This is a genomic window from Mesorhizobium sp. M7A.F.Ca.ET.027.02.1.1 (assembly GCF_004022985.1).
Lineage (GTDB): Bacteria > Pseudomonadota > Alphaproteobacteria > Rhizobiales > Rhizobiaceae > Mesorhizobium.
In genome coordinates this window covers 64,716-86,822 of sequence record NZ_RZOL01000001.1, presented here as the reverse complement: position 1 = coordinate 86,822, position 22,107 = coordinate 64,716, and the positions used below count along the sequence as shown (strand labels likewise).

General features: G+C 59.7%; 20 protein-coding genes. 5 read left to right on the top strand and 15 right to left on the bottom strand.

Annotated elements, in window-relative coordinates; translation table 11 throughout:
- Positions 1–12: 12 nt before the first annotated feature.
- From EN749_RS00415 to EN749_RS00375, 9 genes are all read right to left on the bottom strand, one after another.
- Entirely contained in the window at positions 13–2,202 is a 2,190-nt protein-coding gene (locus tag EN749_RS00415) for a flotillin family protein (RefSeq protein ID WP_128362379.1), read from the bottom strand.
- A gap of 81 nt (positions 2,203–2,283) precedes the next feature.
- Positions 2,284–4,491, bottom strand: a complete 2,208-nt coding sequence (locus tag EN749_RS00410) for an ABC transporter permease (protein WP_127395523.1) — start codon at positions 4,489–4,491, stop codon at positions 2,284–2,286.
- The gene (locus EN749_RS00405) at positions 4,484–5,254 is read right to left on the bottom strand and encodes an ABC transporter ATP-binding protein (RefSeq protein ID WP_127318638.1); all 771 of its coding nucleotides are present in this window, start codon (positions 5,252–5,254) and stop codon (positions 4,484–4,486) included. The genes EN749_RS00410 and EN749_RS00405 overlap by 8 nt, the downstream gene beginning before the upstream one ends.
- A gap of 41 nt (positions 5,255–5,295) precedes the next feature.
- Positions 5,296–6,543 (bottom strand): ABC transporter substrate-binding protein, encoded by a 1,248-nt coding sequence (locus tag EN749_RS00400; protein WP_127807853.1) that lies wholly within the window; start codon positions 6,541–6,543, stop codon positions 5,296–5,298.
- A 49-nt stretch (positions 6,544–6,592) separates the two neighbouring features.
- Positions 6,593–7,621, bottom strand: a complete 1,029-nt coding sequence (locus tag EN749_RS00395) for a branched-chain amino acid ABC transporter permease (protein WP_127395525.1) — start codon at positions 7,619–7,621, stop codon at positions 6,593–6,595.
- A complete protein-coding gene (locus EN749_RS00390; RefSeq protein ID WP_127807851.1) occupies positions 7,618–8,667 on the bottom strand; it encodes a branched-chain amino acid ABC transporter permease in 1,050 nt (349 codons plus the stop codon). Before EN749_RS00390 ends, EN749_RS00395 begins: the two co-directional genes overlap by 4 nt.
- A complete protein-coding gene (locus EN749_RS00385) occupies positions 8,664–9,992 on the bottom strand; it encodes an amidohydrolase family protein (RefSeq protein WP_127807850.1) in 1,329 nt (442 codons plus the stop codon). Before EN749_RS00385 ends, EN749_RS00390 begins: the two co-directional genes overlap by 4 nt.
- Positions 9,993–10,044: 52 nt before the next feature.
- Complete coding sequence (locus tag EN749_RS00380; RefSeq protein ID WP_128362378.1) at positions 10,045–10,824, bottom strand: alpha/beta fold hydrolase; 780 nt, start codon at positions 10,822–10,824, stop codon at positions 10,045–10,047.
- Positions 10,821–11,699: a fumarylacetoacetate hydrolase family protein gene (locus tag EN749_RS00375; RefSeq protein WP_127811255.1), complete on the bottom strand. Its 879-nt coding sequence runs from the start codon at positions 11,697–11,699 to the stop codon at positions 10,821–10,823. The genes EN749_RS00380 and EN749_RS00375 overlap by 4 nt, the downstream gene beginning before the upstream one ends.
- Positions 11,700–11,902: 203 nt before the next feature.
- Between EN749_RS00375 and EN749_RS00370 the strand changes: the two genes are divergently transcribed.
- The 3 genes from EN749_RS00370 to EN749_RS00360 are packed head-to-tail and all read left to right on the top strand — an operon-like array spanning position 11,903 to position 13,597.
- On the top strand, positions 11,903–12,574 hold the full coding sequence (locus EN749_RS00370) for an FCD domain-containing protein (protein ID WP_127807849.1): 672 nt from the start codon (positions 11,903–11,905) through the stop codon (positions 12,572–12,574).
- 17 nt (positions 12,575–12,591) lie between these two features.
- Positions 12,592–13,062: a LysR family transcriptional regulator gene (locus EN749_RS39370; protein ID WP_127811254.1), complete on the top strand. Its 471-nt coding sequence runs from the start codon at positions 12,592–12,594 to the stop codon at positions 13,060–13,062.
- Positions 13,004–13,597 carry a LysR family transcriptional regulator substrate-binding protein gene (locus EN749_RS00360; protein ID WP_174800298.1) on the top strand — a complete coding sequence of 198 codons (594 nt, stop codon included), beginning with the start codon at positions 13,004–13,006 and terminating at the stop codon, positions 13,595–13,597. Before EN749_RS39370 ends, EN749_RS00360 begins: the two co-directional genes overlap by 59 nt.
- Positions 13,598–13,792: 195 nt before the next feature.
- Here EN749_RS00360 and EN749_RS00355 read toward each other — a convergent pair whose 3' ends face one another.
- The 4 genes from EN749_RS00355 to EN749_RS37500 all read right to left on the bottom strand — a co-directional run bounded on the left by EN749_RS00355 (position 13,793) and on the right by EN749_RS37500 (position 16,632).
- Positions 13,793–13,996, bottom strand: coding sequence for a hypothetical protein (locus EN749_RS00355; protein ID WP_127396924.1), 204 nt, complete (start codon positions 13,994–13,996; stop codon positions 13,793–13,795).
- A 148-nt stretch (positions 13,997–14,144) separates the two neighbouring features.
- Positions 14,145–14,378, bottom strand: coding sequence for a hypothetical protein (locus tag EN749_RS00350; RefSeq protein ID WP_127807847.1), 234 nt, complete (start codon positions 14,376–14,378; stop codon positions 14,145–14,147).
- Positions 14,379–15,511: 1,133 nt separating this feature from the next.
- Positions 15,512–16,318 (bottom strand): ATP-dependent DNA ligase, encoded by an 807-nt coding sequence (locus EN749_RS00345; RefSeq protein WP_348629332.1) that lies wholly within the window; start codon positions 16,316–16,318, stop codon positions 15,512–15,514.
- An 83-nt stretch (positions 16,319–16,401) separates the two neighbouring features.
- Positions 16,402–16,632, bottom strand: a complete 231-nt coding sequence (locus EN749_RS37500; RefSeq protein ID WP_127380169.1) for a hypothetical protein — start codon at positions 16,630–16,632, stop codon at positions 16,402–16,404.
- Between the two features lie 140 nt (positions 16,633–16,772).
- Between EN749_RS37500 and EN749_RS39530 the strand changes: the two genes are divergently transcribed.
- The gene (locus tag EN749_RS39530; RefSeq protein ID WP_128362377.1) at positions 16,773–17,288 is read left to right on the top strand and encodes a DUF3606 domain-containing protein; all 516 of its coding nucleotides are present in this window, start codon (positions 16,773–16,775) and stop codon (positions 17,286–17,288) included.
- A gap of 967 nt (positions 17,289–18,255) precedes the next feature.
- Here the strand turns inward: EN749_RS39530 and EN749_RS00325 are convergent.
- Entirely contained in the window at positions 18,256–19,062 is an 807-nt protein-coding gene (locus EN749_RS00325; RefSeq protein WP_127807846.1) for a DUF2243 domain-containing protein, read from the bottom strand.
- A gap of 332 nt (positions 19,063–19,394) precedes the next feature.
- Between EN749_RS00325 and ctaD the strand changes: the two genes are divergently transcribed.
- Entirely contained in the window at positions 19,395–21,053 is a 1,659-nt protein-coding gene (gene ctaD / locus EN749_RS00315) for a cytochrome c oxidase subunit I (protein ID WP_128362387.1), read from the top strand.
- A 77-nt stretch (positions 21,054–21,130) separates the two neighbouring features.
- Here ctaD and sdhD read toward each other — a convergent pair whose 3' ends face one another.
- Positions 21,131–21,520, bottom strand: coding sequence for a succinate dehydrogenase, hydrophobic membrane anchor protein (gene sdhD / locus EN749_RS00310; RefSeq protein WP_127395293.1), 390 nt, complete (start codon positions 21,518–21,520; stop codon positions 21,131–21,133).
- Positions 21,521–22,107: the final 587 nt, after the last annotated feature.

The following is a 22,107-nucleotide window of genomic DNA, read 5'->3' as shown; positions in this document are numbered from 1 at the left end:
AACCCTACGGCTTCACTGGTCGCGATCGTCATCGTCGGTTTCCTTGCCGCTCTTTGCTTTGCCTTTCTTGTCGCGGCTGAGGCTGGCTATGTCCTTGGCGTCTCGCAAAACGTCCGTCATGCGGCCGAGCGATCCGCCCTCGATGCCGATCTCCTTCATCAGATTGTCGATCATCGGCGCCTGCACCCTGTAACGCAGCGCTGAATCGATGACCTCGTCGGTGACGTTGCGGCTGCCGCCCGGGCCACCGTTGATGCCCTCGACATGCAGGATCTTGATGCCTTCGATCTTCTCCATCGGCTTGACGCTCTCGCGGATGATGCCTTCCATATGGTCCAGCAACTTGCCGCGCAGGCGCCCCGCGCGGGCTTCGTCGGAAAGCAGGTTCTCGGCCTCGTTGAGCTGCCTGTGACCGGCGGCGTCGACCTCGTAGCGCTGGGCTGCGGCCAGGGCATGGATCTTCTCCGCTTCCGCCGAAGCGACAGCAGCGATCTTCTGCGCTTCCGCCAGGCTCTTGGCCGCCTTCATCTCGGCGTCGGCGGCCGAGGTGATGCGCAGGGCATCGCGCTCGGCTTCCCGGGCGGCGCCGATGAGATCGGTCAGCTTGCGGCGCTCGGCAATCTCGCGCTCACGGGCGGTGAAGGCCTGTTCCTCCGCCTGAATGGCCTTTGCACGAACGGCTTCCGATGCGGCGATCGCGGACGAACGCTCCTGTGTTTTCTTGGCGATGTCGATAGCCTTCTGGATCTCGGCGATCTCGATCTTCTGGTCGCGATCGACACCGAGCTGGCGCATGTCGCGATCCTTGATCAAGCGGGCCTCCTCAATGCCGCGCTCGGTGGTGATGCGGGCGCGTTCCACCTCTTCGCCGGCAGAAATCTCGGCTTCCTCGAACGCTTGGCGCTTGGCGATCTGCAACGCTTCAAGGTGGCGCTCGCGAGCGATCCTCACCTCGTCAATGGCGCGCTCCTGCGCGATGCGCGCGGTTTCCGTGGCCTGGTTCTCAACAATCTCGGCGCGGCGCTTTTCAGCCTCTGCCTTCGTGACTTCCAGCGCCTTCTCTGCCAACGCGATCTGTCGCTCAAGCTCCGCGATCTCGAGCACCTTTTTGCGCTCGATCTCCAGTCCGCTCTGCGCGCCTTCGCGCTCGATGCGGGCCTTTTCCAGCGACAGTTCCAGGGCGATCTGCTCCCGCTCTGTCAATTCGCGCATTTTCATCTCAGTTTCATCGAGGGATCGGCGGCGGGCGATCTCGCGCCGCTGTGTGTCCTCTTCGCTCTTGATACGCTCTTCCGTGATGTTCCTTTCCTGATTCAGCCGGGATTTTTCGACGGCTTCGCGCGAGGACAACTGCGCCTGTTCCGATTCCTGGTCGCGGAGCGCGCGCTCTATGGCCAGCTCAGAACGTTGCGACGCACGACGGATTTCGACCTCGCGCTCCTGTTCGAGCCGGGCATATTCGGTGTCACGGTCGATCTCCAAAACCTTGCGCTGCGTATCGAGGTTCTGGTTGCGGATATCGACGAGGGTGCGCTGTTCAATCTCGTTGCGCATCCGGCGGCGAGTTTCGATGGATTCCGTCAGTTGCGTCAGACCCTCGGCATCGAAAGCGTTGGACGGATCGAAATACTCAAGGCTGGTCTGGTCGAGGTCGACGATAGCGACACTCTCAAGTTCGAGGCCGTTTGCGGCTAGCGATTCGGAGGCAAGCGTGCGCACCTTGGCCGCATAGTCGCCGCGCAACTCGTGCATTTCCTCCAGGCTCATCTGCGCAGCGATCGTGCGCATAGCGCCAGCGAATTTTCCCTCAAGCAATTCGCGCAGGCTTTCAGGCTGCAATGTGCGTCGACCAAGTGTTTGCGCGGCGGCGGCGACCAATTCGCGGCTTGCTCCGACCCGCACGAAGAACTCGGCGATCAGGTCGACGCGCATCCGGTTCTTGGTGATCAACGCGTGAGCGTCTTCGCGACGCACCTCGATGCGCAGCACGTTCATGTTGACGGGAGTTATTTCGTGCAGGACCGGTATGACGAAAGCGCCGCCATTGACGACCACTTTCTCGCCCATGAAACCGGTTCGCACGAACGCAGTTTCCTTGGTGGAGCGGCGATACAGCCATCGCAGGATATAGACAGCAATCACGACGATGATCGCGGCGACGATCAACCACAAAAGGAACGTGCCAAAAGTCTGCGCGGCCATTTTTCTACCCTCCCAAACAGGATGCGATCGACCGAAGCCGACCGGCTTGATTTTCTTGAAGCTGTCGAACTGCAGATCGGGTCATGCGCGCCTCTGCAGTTTCGGTCCGATTGCATGGAATGCAGTGATCACCGCATCGATGAATGGCGCATCGTTGATGTTGGATCGGACCCGCTGAACCACACGCAGTGAGGTCTGGCGCACGGTTTTCTGGATCGCCTCGAACAGCGCATTGTCGGCTTCCGGATCGTGGAATGGCTGGCCGGGTGCGTCGAGCATCGAGACGCCGCCTTCGGGCAGGAGAAAGCGCACAGGCCCGTTCATGGAATTCAGCCGCGCGCCGATCCATTCGCCAAACTGCCGGTTTTCGTCCCTGGTGGTGCGCATCAGGGTGACGTTGGGATTGTGGACGACGAACTTCCGACTTTTGAATTTCTCCGGCACACTGTCGCGCGGACCGAAATTGACCATGTCTAGCGCGCCGGTGGATCCGACATAGGGCAAGCCCGTGCGTATCGCCGCACCGAAGCGATCGTCGCTTGCCGGGAACACGCCGCCGACCACCATGTCGGCTATTTCAGTCGTTGTCAGGTCGATGAAGGCCGACAGCATTCGGGAATCGGCGAGGTTCTCCATGGCCCGGCCACCAATGCCTGTCGCGTGGAAAACCAGGCAGTCATAATCCGCTTCCAAACGTTTGGTCACGGCCTGCACTGCGGGCGTGGTGACGCCAAACATGGTGATGCCGACAGCCGGACGTGCCAGCTTTCGTTTGGCCTCCCAGGCTTCGCCGGAAGGCAACTGTGCGACCATACCCGCCATAGCGTGCGCAGCGTTGCCCAGGACGGCCTCGGTGATCGAGTTGAGGCCCTGAACATCTGCGACCGAGTGGAACATCATGATATCGGCGCCACCGACATATTTGCCGACGTCGCCGGCTGCGACAGTGGACACCATCAGTTTGGGGATGCCTACCGGCAGGGCGCGCATACCGGCGGTGGCCATAGTCGTTCCACCTGAGCCGCCGGCTGAAATCACACCGCCGAGGCGTGGCTCGCGTTCGATCCAGCGGGCAAAGGCCTCGGCCATTGCCGCGACCGAGCTACCGCGGTCATTCGAAAACACCGCCGCCGATCCTCGCGCATGCATGCCTGCGACCTGCATAGCGGGAACGTCCGCGCTCGACGGTCTTCCCGAGGTGGAGAGGTCGACTGTGCGAACGGGGATCCCCAGCGATTTCAAACGATCGGCCACGAACCGCAGTTCCTTCGCCTTCGTGTCGAACGTTCCGGCGACAAGAACGGTGCGGCCGATCCGCTCGGCGAAGGGGATGGCGAAGACCTTTTTCAGTTCGTCTCGAGGATTGTGTTTTTCGACTGCCGCTTGGCGCATGGCTGCAACCGGCACGTTCCACCGGTTTGGCAGCTCAGTGACCGGACGAAAGACCCCATTCTGAACCACCGGCTCTGTGCGTGTGCCTGCCCGATCAATGCGGTAGACCTCCGCCAGTTGCTCTTGCGCTTCGGCAATTGCGGCTGGAGAAACAGCAGGTTCATCGGAGTGGCGGCCAACGCCGAGCAGGCGTTGCTGCAAGTCGCGATCGGCAGCAAGAGCCGAGGCTTCCATGACCCGGTTGATGCGCCCGTTGACCATGATCGCGACGCGGTCCGACACCGCCGTTGCAACACCGATATTCTGTTCGATGACGAGGATCGCCATCTCGCCTTCTTCCGCCAGGCTGACGAGCATGCGCTCGACCTGTTCGACAATGACCGGCGCCAGCCCTTCGGTCGGCTCATCCATGACCAGCAGTTTAGGGTCGCTCAGCAGCGCACGCGAAATGGCCAGCATCTGCTGCTCGCCACCCGACAGTTGAGAGCCGCCATTGCTCTTGCGTTCCGCCAGGCGCGGAAAGGTCTGGTAGACACGCTCGACCGTCCAGTTGGCGTCGCGTTTCGACGACATCCGCAAATGCTCATCCACGGACAGGCTTGGCCAGACTCGCCTGCCTTGCGGGACGTAGCCGACGCCGAGGCGGTGGATCTCGTGCGGTTCGAGCGATGATATCTCTCGACCGTTGACTCGAATGGAACCGGATTGTGCGCGCTTCAGGCCAGTGATGGTGTTGCACAGTGTCGTCTTGCCCATGCCATTGCGGCCGACGACCGACAACACGCCGGTTTCCAAAGTCAGCGAGACGCCCTGCAGCGCATGACTTTGGCCATAGTAGACCTGAAGGTCCTCGATCTTGAGAACCGCCTTGCCTGAGGAAGCGGCGCGCTCAGCCATGCTTGCCTCCAAGGTAGATTTCCTGGACCTCAGGATCGGCCTCGATCTCCTGGGGCGTGCCTTCCTTGAACAGTCGGCCATTGTGCATCATCGAGACATATTCGGAGACACGAAGCGCCACGTCGAGATCATGCTCGATGATGACATAGCCGATGTGCTTGGGAAGGCCGTTCAGGATCGCAACCAGATCACGGCGCTCTGTCGGGGACAGACCGGCTGCGGGTTCGTCGAACAGTATGAAACGCGGTGCGCCGGCGAGCGCCAGAGCGATCTCCAGCTGTCTTTGCTGACCATGGCTTAGCGTCGCCACCAACGCGTCGCGGTCGCCGTCCAGATGCACGGCGTGGAGGATCGACTCGGCCTGAACCCTGTTGACGTCATTCAACCGCGGCCGAAGCAATGAGAACCGGCGGCGCGACACTCCACGGCACGCTAGGAAGATCGAATCCAGAACCGACAGCCCCTTGAACAGCTGCGAAATCTGGTAGGTCCGCCGCAAGCCACGCCTGATGCGTTCATGTGGGGGCAGATCGGTTATGTCTTCGCCGAAGAAACGGATGCGCCCGGCGGTTGGCAAGAAGTCGCCGGTCACCGCGTTGAAAAGCGTCGTCTTGCCGGCGCCGTTGGAGCCGAGGACCGCGCGCCGTTCACCGGCCGCGATCCTCATATTGATGCCGGAGAGCGCCACCAGAGCACCGAAGTGACGCGCGACGCCGTCCAGTTCCAGTGCGTAAGCACCGGTTCCTTGCAGACGGGAAGCCATGTCATTCTCGGCCACTGGCGCGCGCTCCTGCGTTCGACCGATTATGGGCAGTTCGGATTGTCGCGGCTCACCGCGCCCAGCGCCGTGAAGTCCGCTTCAGCGATGCCGAGTGTCTGGTTTACCTGCGGAACCACTTTGATCAGCTTGTTCAACAGCGTCCCGTCTTCGTTTTCAGTCACCTCCGTCAGGAAGATGTCGGCAATCGCATTGCGGTTCTTGTCGAGCGAAACCTTGCCCGTCGGCGTCTCGAAAGACAGCGACGAAAGGGTTTCGCGGAGCTTCGCACCGCCATCCGACACATCGCCACCGACCTTGTCGAGGCCAAGCAGCGCGGCTTTCATGTTGATGTAGTAGGCATGGGCAAACAGCGACGGCGACGGGAATGCACCTGGCTGCTTTTTGTAAGCCTCGACAAACTTGGTCCAGGAAGGGGTGTCATTTGTATCGGCCGTCGGACCGGCCGAAGGCGTTCCAACGAGCACGTCCCGCAGCTTGCCCTTGGCCGTGAGCACCGTCTGATCGACCGTGATCGAGCCTCCGATTAGCGGGGCTGCACCGCCGGACTGTTGGTATTGAGTGAGGAAGTTGACGGCATCTGCACCGCCGAGTGCCACATAGATTGCGTCGACATTGTCGGGGATGGCAGCGATGACCGATGAGAAATCCTTGTTGCCGATCGGCACCCAGGACTTCGATGGCACGTGCCCGCCTGCCTTGCAGAACTCGGCCATGAAGCCGAACACCTGCGTGTAGGGGAAGGAGTAGTCCTCCGCCACGGTCGCAACGTTCTTGTAGCCTTTGTCCTTGAAGGCGTAGGTGCCGAGGCCTGCCATCCATTGCGCGCCATCGGTTCCAAAGCGGAAGAAGTTCGGCGCGGGATCCCGGAAAGTCGTGTCCTGGGCAGCAGAGGCGCCATTCAGGAACGTGACGGTCGGTTGGGTCTTGGCGTAGTCCTTGACGGCCAGACCTTCGTCGCCGGAAAGCGGACCGATCAGGACCTTGACGCCATCCTGTTCGACCAGCTTGCGGGCTGCGCGCACCGCACTGTCGGGCGACGCATCGGACGATCCCTTGACGATCTCGATTTTTTTGCCGGCCACGGTGCCGGCGACCTCTTCCACGGCAGTCATTGCGCCGCGCTCGCTATCTTCGCCAAGCACCGTGAAGGGCCCTTCGAAGGTCGCAAGCAGACCAATCTTGATGGTGTCGTCAGCAGCGAGAGCCAAGGACGGAGCGGTCAGTCCGCTCGCCAATGCCAAAGCCAGTAATGTGCGTCTGTGCATCTTCATTATTTCCTCCCTTGATTGACAGAGTTATGCAGTTCATTCCGCCCGGCCGTCACAGGCCGGGGCGCAAGGACTCCTGAGAAAAGTTGGGCTTGAACTTTGCCCACAACCCAAGAATTCCGTCTGGTGAAATGAAAACGATCACCAGGAAGACCAGGCCGATCAGCGTGTTGAAACGCTCGGCCCCGACGAGATCGATCGCGAACGTCTGCATCAGGACGACGACGAGGGCGCCAAGGAACGGCCCGATCGGATGCCGCAGGCCGCCAATGACAGCGATGATCAGAACATCGATTGCAGCGTCCACACCTATGGTGCCGGGCGAGACGCGGCCGTTGAACCAGACCAGGAGCACACCGGCCAAGCCACCTATGATGCCGGCCAGGAACCAGGCGAACACCTTGTGCGCGGTGACGTTGAAGCCCAGAGCGCGCATCCGGCGCGGATTGTCACGGATCGCCTGCAGGGTCAGCCCGAACGTTGACCTGGAGCCGTAGAGGATCGCGGCATAGGCGAGCACCGAGAACCCAAGGCACAGATAATAGAACGCCTTCGGATCGCGCCAGTTCACGCCCCAGAAAGCTGGGGCGCGTATGCCGGCATAGCCCGAATGACCATTGAAGATCGCGTAGTTCTGCTGCGCGAAGTAGAAGGTGGCGGTGGCAATCGCCAGCGTGATCATGATGGTGTAGATGCCTTCGGTGCGGACCGATATCCATCCGATCAGGGACGAGGCGATCGCCGCGATCAGGATCGCAACCGGGGCTGCAATCCACCACGGCCAGCCAAAGCCAAGAAGATGGCTGTTGTTGTCGCCGAAGATCGCGATGCAATAGGCAGCGATGCCGGCAACGGTGATCTGAGCCAGGCTGACCATGCCGCCGTAGCCGGCGAGCATCATCAACGACAGCCCAAGCATGCCAAAGATCAAGGAGTAGCCGCCGATCTGCGTCAGGAAGAAATCCGACGCCACCAACGGATACAGAACCAGCGCGATGCCGAGGAGAATGTGGCCCGCGCCAATTTTGTCCAGCCAGTTTGGCTGGGTTGCGACGGGCGTGGATTGGAGGCTTATGGTCATCGTGATTTGCCCATGATGCCTTGCGGCCGGATCGCAAGTGTCACGACCATGATGATGAAGGTCAGCACGACGCCATAGGTCGGGAAGTAGACGAGGCCGAGTTGCTCGGCCAGACCAATGAGAAGCGCGCCTATGGCTGCGCCTGATATCGAGCCCATCCCGCCAACGATGACAACCACGAGCGAGGCCAGCAGGTAACGAATGTCTTCGCCCGGCGCGACGGACAGCGCCGATCCGCCAACGACGCCGGCAAAGCCGGCAAGTCCGGCGCCGACCGCAAAGACGATGGCAAAGACCGCATGCACGTTGACGCCGGACGCCGAGAGCATCGCGCGGTCGTCGACGCCGGCGCGGATCATCATGCCGATGCGGGTCTTGTTCAGCATCAGCCACAGGCCGATGCCAATGACGATGGCGGCGGCCAGCACGGCTATCCGATAAAATGGGTAGGTAAGAAAGACCGATGCGCCGTTGGATCGGACTGCCGTTATAACCGGCAAGGTCACTGCACCGTCCAGCCATTCCGGCACCGCGATCTGGTAAGTGCCGCCGGCCCAGACGGCAAGCATCAGGTCGGCAGCGACAATGGAGATGCCGATGCTGACCAGGGTTTGTCTGAGATCGTCACCCTCCAGGCGACGGAAGACGACGACCTGCATGACGACACCGATCGCGGCCAGCACGATGAAGCCGGCAGCGACCCCCAGCAGCCAGTAACCTGTGCGGCTCGCCACTTCGTAGCCGATGTAGGCGCCGAGCAGATAGAGCGAGCCATGCGCCAGGTTGACGTTGCGCATGAGGCCGAAGATCAATGTGAAACCGCTGGCAACCAGAAAGTAGAGACCTGCCAGGGTGATGCCATTGAGGATGGCGCTGACAAAGGCTTTCTTCGATATCAGGATCGCGTTGAGCCAATCCGGCCAGACGGCGAAAACCAGCCATGCGACGAGCGCGGCGACCAGGAGCCAGAAAAGGCCCCACGCCTGCCGGCGCGACACGCCGCCGCCCGAAATCCCGGACGAAGATGGCCGGTCCAGGATACTCATGCAGTCAGCCGACGGCGCTGTTCGTTGATGCGCGGCGCCTTATGGAATTTGCCGTCCTTCATGATGGCGAGGATGCGGTTCTTGTCCTGCAGGATGCGCACGTCCGAGATCGGATCACCGTCGATCAGCAGCAGGTCGGCGAGATAGCCTTCCTTGATCAGACCGAGCTCGTCGCCCATGCCCATGATCTGGCCGCCAAACTTGGTTCCGGCCTGGATCGCTTCCATCGGTGAGTAGCCAAGCATCTCCACGAACGTCTGGATGTCCTTGGCGTTGGTGCCTTGCGGCGTCCACGCAAAACCATAGTCGCCGCCGATGCAGACGCGGATACCGCGCCGATGCATCTTCTTCATCGTATCGATGCACATTTCGAGCTCCCGCTCATATTCGAGCGAAAGTGGCGAGCCCGGCTTGATGCCCCATTGCTCGGCATGGCGAGCAGTGTTGATGAGCCAGGCAATGCCGGGCGCAACGAAGTGCTTGTCCTTGGCTGCTTCAAGCATGTCGAGTGCCTCTTCGTCGGCGAAAGAGGCATGGTAGATGTTCTGGATGCCGTGCCTGATGCACTGCTTGACCGATCCGGATGAGCGCGCGTGCGCCGACAACACCTTGTTGCGACAGCGTGCCTCCGAGGCCGCCATGGCGACCTCCTCTTCGGACATCGGTGTCTCTTCGGCGCCCATGCCGGTGATGCTTTCACCGGACAGGTTGAGCTTGATCGAGTCGACGCCGTATTTGATCAGCTGGCGCACGGTGCGCCGGATTTCTTCCGGCCCCGAGACGACGATGCCGAGGTTGAGACCTTCATGGGGGATATGAGACGGCGACGAATCTCCGAGGCCTCCCACCGTGGTGATCTCGGGTCCAGCTGCAAGGTAGCGCGGGCCAGGAAACCGTCCCTGATTGATGAACTTCTTGCACACGACATCCAGCCTGGGCTTGGCTGCCGCAGCACCTCGGCCGGCTGTAAAGCCCGCGTCCAGCACGAGCTTGGCCATTTCCATGGTGACCAGCATATGCTCTTCGATTTCCATCATCTGGATCGGGTCGATGCCGGGCGCATTGTTCCAGGACAGGTGCAAATGGGCATCGATCATGCCGGGCATCAGCGTCGCGCCCATGCCGTCGATGACCGTCGCACCGCCACCATATGACGGTGACGATGATGAGCCAAAACGTGACGAACCCTTGGTGATCTGCTTGATGCGGTTGCCCTGCACCAGCACTTCCCCGGTGTAGGGATACTCACCCGTCGCGTCGAGCACGCGCACATTGGTGAAGAGCGTGCCGCCCGAACCGTTTCCGTTCCAGCTGTCTTCTGCCATCTTATCCTCCCAAAAACTTTCGAACGCGCAGTTTTACGCGCTGTTCAGGTCCTCACCTATCAACGCGTCGCAAAAAATCGGCGAGCTTTTGGCTGCTTTCGCGGGGGAACTCAATGGTAGCCCAGTGTCCGCACCGATCGAGCGACGAGATTACGGCTCCCTTGATCCCATCGGCAAGCGCCTGACCGACGCTCATCGGATTGACCGTGTCGGCGTCGCCGGTAACCAACAGGGTAGGGGCCGCAATGCGCCTGGGGTCGACCGCCACCGCCTTCGCCAGTGCCTCGCAAGTGCGCGCATAGGACTCCGGATCCTGACGTGTTATCGACTCGCGCACGAAGGCGATTGCCGCAGGCGACGTCTCCCTTGTATGCGCCGACAGCGCATTGGCGACGATCTGATCGGCAATGTCGGCAATGCCGCCGGACCTGGCCAGTTGGGCTCGCTTGGCGAGGCCCAGCCGTGTCGCTTCGGCAGGTTCGGCCAAGGCGCCGAACAATGCCAGCGAGGCGACCAGTGCAGGATGTTTGGCAGCGATCTGCTGACAGACGATGGTGCCCATCGAATGGCCGATGAAATGTGCCCGCGTCACGCCCATGCCGTCCATAGCACGGACAACGGCCTCGCTCATAATTTCCATCGTCAGAGGCTCGAACGGCCTTGGCGAGCGCCCCGAGCCAGGCAAATCGAGCCGGACCACACGATATCCAGAAAGTGCGGCCATCTGAGGCTGGAACATATTTGATGTTCCGCCGAGGCCATGGATCATCACCACCGGCATCCCTTCGCCGGTGACCTCGGCAACGATCGGTCCGATCGTCACGGTCGTCATTGCGCACGCTCCGCGAAGCGGTTCTCCAGAGACCCAATGCCGTCGATCTCGACGCGCACAACGTCGCCGGCCTTCAGATATCTCGGCGGGTCAAACCCGATACCGACTCCCGCTGGTGTGCCCGTCGCAATGATATCGCCCGGGTTCAGTGTGATGCCTTGCGAGAGCGTCGAGATGATCGTCGGGATATCGAAAATGAGCAGCGAAATCTTCGAGTTCTGGCGCAGGTCGTCATTGACGAAACAGCGGACCGAAGCACTATCGAGGTCGAGTTCATCCTTGGTTATGGCCCAAGGCCCCATGGGGCAGAAAGTGTCCTGGGACTTGCCTATCAGCCACTGACTGTATTTGCCCTGCAAATCGCGGGCGGTGACGTCGTTGACGATCGTGTAGCCCCAAACGTGATCGTAAGCGTGTTCCTTTGAAATTCCACGCCCACCCTTGCCGATGATGACGGCAAGCTCTGCCTCATAGTCGATGGAAGTCGATACAGAGGAGTCGATCAACACATTGGTGTTGGTCGGTATCACCGACTCTGGAACCTTGGTGAAGATAATCGGGTGCTTGGGGATGGTCCCTGCGGCCGCGCTTGAATCAAATCCGCTGCGGGAAAACTCGTGGGCATGCTCATGATAGTTCTTGCCGACGCAGAAAATGTTGCGGGCCGGCAGCGGGATTGGCGCTTCGATCTCGACCTGCGCAAGGGGGATCGGCGAAAGCGTTCGCGGCATCCCGGCGCCATTGCGACGGATCAACGCCAGAAGACCTGTCTGCGCCTGTTCGACGGGCAGATCAAAAGGCGAAACGGTCTGCTTCTCGAGATCGACGATGCCGACGCGACGCTCTCCGGCGATCGCGAATGTCGCAATTTTCATGCCTCTCTCCCTGAACCTTTTATGAGCCAATATGTGGCCTTTGAAGACACGATAGCCACGATTGGTTGGGCTTGGCAATGGGCTGAGTGCAAGAATCTTTGCATATCTGATGAAAACGCCCTATTTAAGGGCTCGAACTACTAGACCGGACACCCAATGACTGATAGTATTGGTCCACAATTGGATCAGATAGAAGTTTTGATATGCCGAAGCTCGTTGCGAACGATATTGCCTTGATGCTCAAGAAGCGGATTTCATCCGGCGAATGGCTTGAGGACGGGCGGATGCCTCCTGAGCGTGATCTGGCGGTCGAGTTTGGGGTGGCGCGCAACACAGTGCGGCGCGCCGTCGGTTTCCTGGAAGGTGACGGAACGGTTGTTCGCCACGTCGGTCGTGGGACGTTTCTAACCGCGACAAATCCCTTGTCGATTGCCTCGACTGTGGCGCGGATGGAAGGCACCAGCCCGGCTGATATGATGGAAATCAGGCAATTGCTGGAACCAACTGCCGCGGCTTTTGCCGCAACCAATGCAAGTGCGGCAGACCTCAACGCTGTTCGCGAAGCTCACAAGACCGCTTGCGAGTCGCAAGACATGCCCACCTTCGAGCATTGGGACGCGGAATTCCATCACCGTTTGTTCGCATGCTGCCGCAATGATTTTTTGAAGGAAATCCACAATCTCATGCGTGCGATCCGAAACCAGTCGCCCTGGTTCGAGATGAAAAAGCGGTCATTCTCCGAAGAGCGCCGCCAAGTGTATTGCGAGGAACATCAGGCGCTTCTAGATGCATTGCTCCGTCGCGATCCCGATGGCGCCAAGACAGCGATGCTGGTTCATCTCAGAACCGTCGAGAAGAACCTTCTGGGACGTTGAAGTCGGCCAAAGTCAGCGTGCCTGGCCATTCGATTGTCTCCTCGACCCCTCAGTCTGTGTTGCGGGCCGGTTCGACAAGGCGAGCAGCGGCAGCCCTCGGGATAAGCCAGCCGGCTGTCAGTCAACATGTGAAGCAGCTCGAGACCACGCTCGGCATCACCCTCTTCAAGAGATCAGCCAACCGCATCGTCCCCTTGCAGGAAGCATGGGAGCTCCTGCGAAACGTAGAACTTGCCCTGACGTCCCTGGATCGGCTGGAAGCGTCAATCTTCGCGATGAAGCACGAGGAAAAGCAAAGGATTGGAATTGCCGCGCCTTCTGTTTTCGGTTTCGTGACCATGCCCAAGGTGGTGGCGATGATCCACGCAAAGACCGCTTCGAACGTCCGGTCAATTTTCTGGAAGCTACGACCAGATCGGCGAGCACATCTTGGCCGGTCGCGCAGATCTGGGGATCTCGAGATTGCCGCTGGACCCACGCCTGTTTGAATGGGCGCCGCTCGGGTCGGCACAAAACGTATGCATCTTTCATCCCGACCACCGCTTTTCGAAACAGGCCTGTATCGAGGCTCACGACCTGGCAGGCGAAACGACCGTCGATATCGATCCCCAGTTCGCCGCCCACCAGATGAACTTCAATGCGTTGCGCTTCGCCGGCGTTGAGACAGACATACTGGTGGAATCCGATTGCAACGGTCACGAGGCCGGATACGTTTCGGCTGGCCTGGGCATTTCCATAACCAATGAAATCATTGCGCGTGAATACGAAGCGTTTAACCTCCAAGCAAAACCGGTGGAACCGTCAGCGCTCTATCATTACGTCGCGATTTGGCAGAAGGGCAGGACCTTTTCGAATGCCTCTGAGCGTGTCGCTCGAGGCGATCATCGCGGCCTTTTCCACCCCTGCGAAAGGGTGAGATTTCTCAGAGGGCGGCTAGAGAACGACACTAGGCGGCCAAGCGCGGCGCGTGCGCCGGCGGCCGCACTGGGAACTCAAGCCGTTTCCAAACCGTCTTGGAATTGAGCGAGTTGCTTTGGAAAATGATGAGCGAGGTAGCGTACGAGTTTGTGGCTATCCATCAGCCGGTTTAGGTATCGTCGTACCGCTACAAGTTCGAGGCCCCACGAACCCATGTGCTCAGCGGAGTTTCGAAATTCCTGGCTCAACTCGGCCTGGCAGGGCCTGCGTGAAAAATGAGCTGCCCGCATTCGTAACCGGCTAAGCCACTTCCTGGCTGATGTCGGGGTGATTAACGGCTCGGAAGTGCGGCAGCGTCGCCTTTTGAAAACCATGAGCTGGAGGCAGCCATTTCATACGGTTTCTGGCCGCATCAACCAGTTCCTCTTCGCGGGTAAGGCCGTTCATAAAGAGCTTCAGCAGGTGAGAAGCCGCTTTTTCGGCATCGGGCGAAGTAAGCGGCAATTTGCTCTCGTCGCACACAGTCCGGCAAATGCGAGACAACATTTCAATCTCGCACGGACCAAGGCAGTGACCAGGGTACAACATAAATTTTCCTCCATACGGCTGTGGTCAAAACTGACCACCCACCGTGTCACTGGAACCACTTTTACTAGCCTACGGACTGGGCCTGCCAGTGGTTCAACCTGGCGCGCATCAAGACCATCAGCACAGTCTCGTCTTTGATGCGTGTTTGAAACAGTCGGACCAACTCTGAGGCGAGTTCCCCGGCCTCACCGGAAGTGGTTAGAATCTCGTGTTCCTCACAAAGCTGCGAGAATACAATCCTCAGCGTGCCCAGTTCCTCGGGGAAAATAGGTTGCTCGCCGCCGATGGGGAAATTCATATGAACGTCCTTTGAATAATGCTGATCTTGAGTGCTGAAGAATGGCTCCAAAGCCAGCAACGGTCATTATCATTTGCGTACAAGGAGGCGCTTGGTAAAAATCGTACAAATTTCTTTGGAGGCGCCGGCGTGTGTTCCGAGACGCCAGCGCACGCAAGGATGGGCCGCAAACTGCACTACCTTAAACGGCCTCTATCTCTACCGACTTAAGAATGCTGTTCGTCATGATTTTTGGCGATGGATGATCCCTTCGATGACTCTCGCCTCGGCATCGCATTCCGCCGCCCGGGCGGCCATGTGCCAAGCTGTGTCGTTCCCGAGCGGCTTGACTTTTGCCGTCCGTATCTGGAACTCAGCTCTGGCGCGCCCTGAGAAGGCAAGCAACTGCCCACGGAGAATGCGGAACAGGCTCCTTGCAGTCTCATCCAAGTGCAAGGATAACTCGTGGAAACACCCTAGCAGAGGCCCGTCACTGATTTCCCTGAAGTCCAGTGACGGGCCTACTTCGTCAGACGTCGGCTAGCGCTAAATCTTTCTCGTAGGGCTGGAACAAGCATCCGCAATTGAAGTTGGAAATGTGCTTGGTTGAGATGTCCCCTCCTCAAGTCCAAGCTCTGGTGCAAGGCCCGTCGCTGTCCGTGTCCTTCAGCGGCGGGCTTCCTTCGTCAGACGCTCGACGGTCTCAATGATCGCGTTGGCCAGAGCTTCGCTCGGTTGCCACAGGGGCATCGGTTCCATGTGTCAAAGGTGAGGTCGGCACGATCAAGTTACCACGCACCGGTAACGGTGAGGCTGCCGACCTCATCTGGGGCTAAATGACCAGGCCTGCAAGCTACTGGCAGAATGAAAGCGCAGCAATTAATCCTGTTGGCCTAGACTGCCCGTCAGGCCATTCCGCGATAGCACCATAGGCATGAGAGTCGGGGATATATTAGCTTGAGCTTGCGGCGGCTCACCTCCGCCCGCCCGGCCGGCGCCTAACGTCCCAACAAACCCGCCACAGGCGCCGGCCACCCCTCGCACCGGTCGCTTCCGGAGATGTGCATTGTGGGCGATGCGTCGCCGCGTCGGCCCGTCATGCCTTTGCCTCCCGGATCGCCCGCAGCGTGGCGTGGCGTAGTTTATTTTCGCGCTTAAGGGTCTTTCACGCGTCCGACAAGGCCAGGTTTGATCCATTCGGCGTCGGGCTTGTCGGCGCCCCTCGGTGGCGCGCCTTTCCCCTCTTGCACCTTGGCATAGAGGCGTTCCCGCATGGCTTTGGTCAGGGCGATGTTTGCCGAGCCGACGTAGCGGCGTTCCGCATCGCGGGTTGCCATCAAGGCGAGTGGAGCCGAACCGGGCGTTCGCTGCACGCCTGCAACTTCAAAGTCGACTTCCTCATAGCATTTCGTTTTCACCCAGGCTTCGGTGTCGCCTGACCGATAGCTGCTCTCTTCCCGCTTCGACACCATGCCCTCTAGGCCCATCCGATCAACCGCGGCATAAAAGTCAGCCCCGCCGCCATGCACATGGTGGCTGTACTGGATCACGCCTTTGGCAGGCCCGACGAGTTCGAGCAGCTTTTCCCGACGTGCCAGCAACGGTTCGCGACGCAGATCGATGCCGTCATGGTGCAGCAGATCGAAGGCAACGAAGATGATCCGATCCGGCGCCCATCGCATCGCCGACCGCAGCGAATGGAAATCCGACACGCCTTTCTCGTTAAGGACGATTGCCTCGCCGTCGATGATTGCCGACTTCGGAATGGTTGCCGCCGCCTCGACAATCGTCTTGTACGTCGATGACCAGTCGTAGCCCCTCCGCGTGATCGTTCGGGCAGTGCCGTCCTCGACAATGACTTGCGTCCGGTAGCCATCATACTTGATTTCGTGAATCCAGTTGTCCACTGTCGGCGGCACCTCGACAAGCGTGGGGAACATTGGCCGGATGAACTTCAACATACGCGAACTCGGACAGGACCGAATTTAAATTAGAATAGGCTAAAATAGTTGCAAAGGAATGCACCAGGCACTTGGGCAGGTGTTCATGCCACACCCGTTTCGGCCGGCGTCAGGGAACGATTCCGTCCTCCCTGTGTTTCAATCTCATGACAAACATCCCGAAACGCCAGGGAATCGCGATGGAGGCCGAAGTCGCCAGTGCCAAGCAACGCCTGGAACGGGCCGAGCTCGCGATTCAGCGCTCGAAAGAGATGGTGGCTCAAAACATTGAGCGTTCCGGCAGGATACGGCGTTTGGTCGAGGCCGCCATACAAGATCGATAGACTCCCGAGCAACAAAGGAACCCGTGCAGGCAGAATCAAGCCGGCGCAGGCCAACTCTGCGACAAGCGCTGGCCCGTCCTTACGTGGAACCCGGCGCTACTTTCGCTGTTCTCCTCTCAGGAGGAACAACCATGCCAGATGACAAAAGCAAGCGCGATTTTCGTGACCGCGACCGCGTATCGGGCGACGAGGAATACGAGGTCGGCTATCTCGCCAGCAAATCCCAGCTTACCATCCCTGAAGTCCGGGAACTTATCAAAAAGCACGGCAACGACCGTGAGACGCTGGAGCGCGAAGCGAAAGCACCAGGCAGCTCGTATCGTGCGAAAGACCCGCCGTGCTGGCCTTGCACGACGGGCTATATGTGCGGCTACATCCTAGGAATCGACCGCTTGTACCAACCTGAGACAGGGGCAAAGGTTCCGAAGGCGCGCTCAGCAGCCGTCCGTGGTCTTTTTCATCTGGCCAGGAGCGGCCGAGTTAGCGTTTGTATCCTGCTGGCCTGGCGCGGCCTGGTTGGCGCTGCCAGTTTGCTGACCAGGAGCGCAGTCCTTGGCGGAGTTCGAGTTCGTTCCACTAGTGGTGGTCGAATCCGTGCCCTGGTCGGTCGTAGTGCTCGGCATGGTCTTGGTTGTCGTCGTGGATGACCCGCCAGTACCGGTGGTGTTGCTCGATTGGGCAAAGGCCAACCCAGTTGACAGTGCCACAATGGCGGACGCGAAAAGTAGCTGTTTCATGATCAACTCCATGTTTGAATGTCCCTGGGCACCTAACTTCGCATTGAAGCGGCGGTTCCAACGAATGGGGTCCGAGAATCGCCCAGCACATGACGCAAAAAGCCCGCCGGCCGGAGCCAGCGGGCAGTTCTCATGGGGGAAAGCACCGGGAGCAGTGCGACGACCAAAGTTCGACAGGGCAGTTTTGTTCCACCGTCAGTGAACTGGCTTCGAACTTTCCGACACCGATGCACTGACCGAGATCCTGGCAGAGCTGGCCCGTTCTGGGGCTGGCTCCCGTCTCGATCTGATATGCACGGTCTGCGATGCCAAAGGGCAGCGAAATCCAGCAATTCAGGGTAGCATTACGGGTTCCTGAGAACCGGGACGGGATGCTTCACCGGCCAACCTGCCATTGAAAAACCCGCCACTGAGGGAGCAGTAACGGGCCTTCCGGTGTTATCCACGGCCAGGGAAACCGAGAGCGATCCAAACTCATTTTCGGAGCCATGTTGCAGTGGGTCCGCCCCTACTGGCGGGCAGAGGCGGACCCGGCCAAGGCTTGGGGCCTCGGCCCGGCAGCGGGGGACGCTGCCGCCGGTTCCAACCTGCCTCGACATATCAGGTTCCACTAATGCACTAAAAAGCCCGCCACCATTCAGCAGCGGGCTTCCAAGCTGCAATTCTCTTGATTAATCGATGATCCCGTAGACCCCGGATGAACTGGGCGATGCCGTCACCGACGACAGCCGCTCACTTTTGGTGAATGCGGGCTTCTGATAGCTCTTCTTCTTCGATCTAATTTGCCAATCCGCAATGTGCCACTCTTTGCCTTCGACCAGGCGTGGCAATCGGCCGACAAAAAGCCCGCCACCTTCCGGAAGCGGGCTAGGATGCCTCACTGCTGGCCGGAGCGACTGCTCGCACCAGCGGCATCGGTCCAGGCGAGGCATCCGGCAATGACAGGCGTTGTGCCGACGACCAGGGCGCCGCGCGCGTGCAGGGTCATCAACCCGCGCCATGAGACCCTATCGACCGCCCAGATGGTGCCGCTGGCGTCGACCCACTTGAGGTCGGTGTCGGCGGCTTGAACCGCCCGCATCATCGCGGCCGGTTCCATCCCAGCTCGAAAGACGATAACGGAAGTGGTGGCACCGTTGAAGAGCGGGCCGGCACCCGTAGTCAGTCCTGCAAGCAGGACGATGCTGGTCAGAGCCGCCGAGGCACCGCGTGCCGGTCTACCGCGGTTGGGCAGCACCAGCACCAACAGCAGCGGCACGATTCCGAAGATGACCAGCCACGCAATATCCCAGGCGAGCGGCATGTCGCTGTTCATCTTGATCCGATGCAGGCCGAGCAGCCAATGGAACACAATGGCGTCCACCAGATGCCAGAGGCCGAACCCGGTGAAGGCTAGCCGAAGGATCTCGGTCGTCGTTCCGGCCCGCCCGCCTGCTGCCCTCGCCGCCACCAGTAGCACCGTGCCGGCAACGGCGAACACGTACATGAACAAGTGGAAGAGGCCGTCGGCTATGATCTGGAAGCGCAGGTCGGAACCCGCCGGGTCGGCGAGGCCCGAGAGAAGATGATGCCATTGCAGAATCTGGTGCAGGACGATGCCGTCGAAGAAACCGCCCAGCGCGAAGCCGAGCAGAAGCCAGCCGACTCGCGTTCTTGGATCGAGTTTCGCGGTGATGGTGTCCATATCAGGACGACTCCGCCGAAGCCGGAGAGCCAAGTCTGGTTAGCAGCTCCAGGTGCATCGCCCTGTCCGCCGTCGGGTCGTGGAGATCATGACGGGCCTCGATCCAGAAGGCCGTAATCAGCCCGCCGACCACTGTCGTCAGAACCAAAGTCCCAGCAATGACTGCCAGCATGGAATGTCGATCCTTCAACCGCGCAGGGACAGGCCGCGCCCGACCCGAACCTCGGCTTCTGCCGTATGTTCCCTCGCGTCGGGCGTTCTGGGGAGGGAACAATCAACTGACATCATGGTTCGGATGCCCTGTTGGCGGATGGCTGAAGCGGAGAACGCTCATGAGTGAATATTCGGCGGCGGCTCCGAGCAGCCGCGACGACCACAAGCCGCGGGGCATCACCCGCTGGCTGTTTTCGACAAACCACAAGGATATCGGAACCCTCTACCTGATCTTCGCCTCCATCGCGGGGGTCATCGGCATGCTCTTGTCGGTGGGCATGCGAATTGAACTGCAGCAACCCGGGATCCAGCTTTTCCCCGGGTTGGCATCGATGATCTACGGCTACCAAGGCGACGCGGCCATAGATGCCGGCAAGCAACTTTATAACGTGTTCACCACGGCGCACGCGCTGATCATGATCTTCTTCACCGTCATGCCCGCACTGATCGGTGGTTTCGCCAACTGGATGGTTCCGATCATGATCGGCGCCCCGGACATGGCCTTCCCACGCATGAACAACATCTCGTTCTGGCTGCTGCCGCCGGCATTGATGCTGCTTCTATTGTCGATCTTCATGCCCAGTGTCCCCGGCGGCTACGGTCCCGGGACCGGCTGGTTCCTCTATCCGCCCCTTTCGACCTCCGGCCATCCCGGTCCTTCCGTCGATCTGGTCATTCTTTCTCTGCACATCGCGGGAGCCTCTTCGATACTCGGCGCCATCAATTTCATCACCACGATCTTCAATATGCGCGCGCCAGGGATGACGTTGCATAGAATGCCTCTGTTCGTGTGGTCGATCCTCATCACCGGATTCCTGCTGCTGCTGGCCCTGCCTGTCCTAGCAGGGGCCATTACAATGCTCCTGACCGATAGAAATTTTGGCACCACATTCTTCGCGCCGGACGGCGGCGGCGATCCTATCCTGTACCAGCATCTCTTCTGGTTTTTCGGCCATCCTGAAGTCTACATCATGATCTTGCCGGCCTTCGGCATCGTGAGCCAGGTGATCTCGACATTTTCGCGAAAGCCGATCTTCGGCTATCTGGGGATGGTCTATGCGATCGTCGCGATCGGGGCGATCGGTTTCGTCGTTTGGGCTCACCATATGTACACCAGCGGAATAGGGCTGGACACGCAGCGCTATTTCACCTTCGCCACGATGGTGATCGCGGTGCCGACTGGGATCAAGGTGTTCTCCTGGATCGCAACCATGTGGGGCGGTTCCCTTAGCTTGCGCACCCCGATGCTGTGGGCGCTCGGCTTCATATTCTTGTTCACTGTCGGAGGCGTGACCGGCGTACAGCTTGCGAACGCCAGCCTCGACCGGCAATTGCACGACACCTACTATGTCGTCGCACACTTCCACTACATTCTTTCGTTGGGTGCCATCTTCGGCATCTTCGCGGGCTGGTATTACTGGTTCCCGAAGATGACAGGATATTTGTACAATCCGGTTTTGGCTGGGATCCATTTCTGGACGACCTTCGTCGGTGTGAACCTCGTCTTCTTCCCCCACCACTTTCTCGGGATGGCCGGCATGCCGCGTCGCTATATCGACTATCCCGACGCTTTTGCCGGTTGGAACATGGTCTCCTCCTTTGGATCCTATCTGTCGGCCGCGAGTGTCCTGATTTTCCTTGCCAGCATCGTGGAGGCTTTCCACCGGCGAAGGGCCGCCGGCATGAACCCTTGGGGGCCGGGAGCCACCACGTTGGAATGGGAATTGACCTCTCCGCCGCCTTTCCATCAATGGGACAGGCTGCCGAAAATAGAATGAAGACGGCTCGCCGTGCGCGACAGACAACGGGATCGGCGCGCTGAGTTGGAACCGCGCCGCGCTGTTCGTGAATCCGCCTATCGGAAGCTGATCACCAGCACGGCGAAAAAGCTGGCGAGGGCTACTGCCCAGCAAAACAACCAGTTAGCGATCAGCAGGACAGATTTCAGCACGGTGGCGTGGCAGTAGTCTTCGATGATCGATTGCATGCCCAGCCGCATGTGGACGCAGTTCACCAGAATGAAGGTGATGAGGGCGGGTGCGACATAGACCGATCCGACTGCGCGGATGACGACATCTCGAGGCTCTCCGATCAGCCTTATAACGACCGCGACGATGTAAATGACGAGGATCAAAAGTGCAGCAGATGTCAGTCGTTCCAGCATGAACGTTTCGGTTCCGTGTTTCGCCGACCCAAGGCCCTGCACTCGAGCTAACGGAGTTCTGATCGAGTGTCTGTCAGCCATCTTGCTTCCCCTAACTCACCTGGTTCCTTTGCCCGTAACTCAAGCTGTTGCTGTCCAATGCTCGGGCTCGCGTCACGGATGGATAGTGGGCAAGCACGTTCTCCAGTTTGGCAAGGCGAGCTTTTTGGGCGGTTAGCTCGTATCCTGAACGCCATCGGATCTTGTTGGGTCTGCCAGCTGTCCACAACTCCTTTTCAAGGAGCGAGATGCTGAGGCGGACGGCGTCGATCTCTTTGACCAGCGCGCGACTCTGCATGGCGGTAGTTCCGGTGTGCAAGGTTGGCGCCAAACACAGTGCATTTGAAAATGTTCCCTGGTGGCCGTCCGGCGTTGAAAATTCAAACGCCTCGATGCTGCCCTCAAAGCGGTCGCCACGAGCCCAAGCCGGGCGCCCGGCACTCGGCAGCTGGGATCTCTGCGCAGCCCGGTAGGTCGGGGGTTGCCTTCAATGGGCCGCAGCGTGCCGTGCTACGCTTAGGAACAAGCAGGCGCAATGCATGGCCCGCCCCTTGCGGCGGGTAAGATGACCAGAATCTGTTCTTGGCCAACATATGTTAAAAGCCCTTTTTGTTTCTCGATCGGGCAAA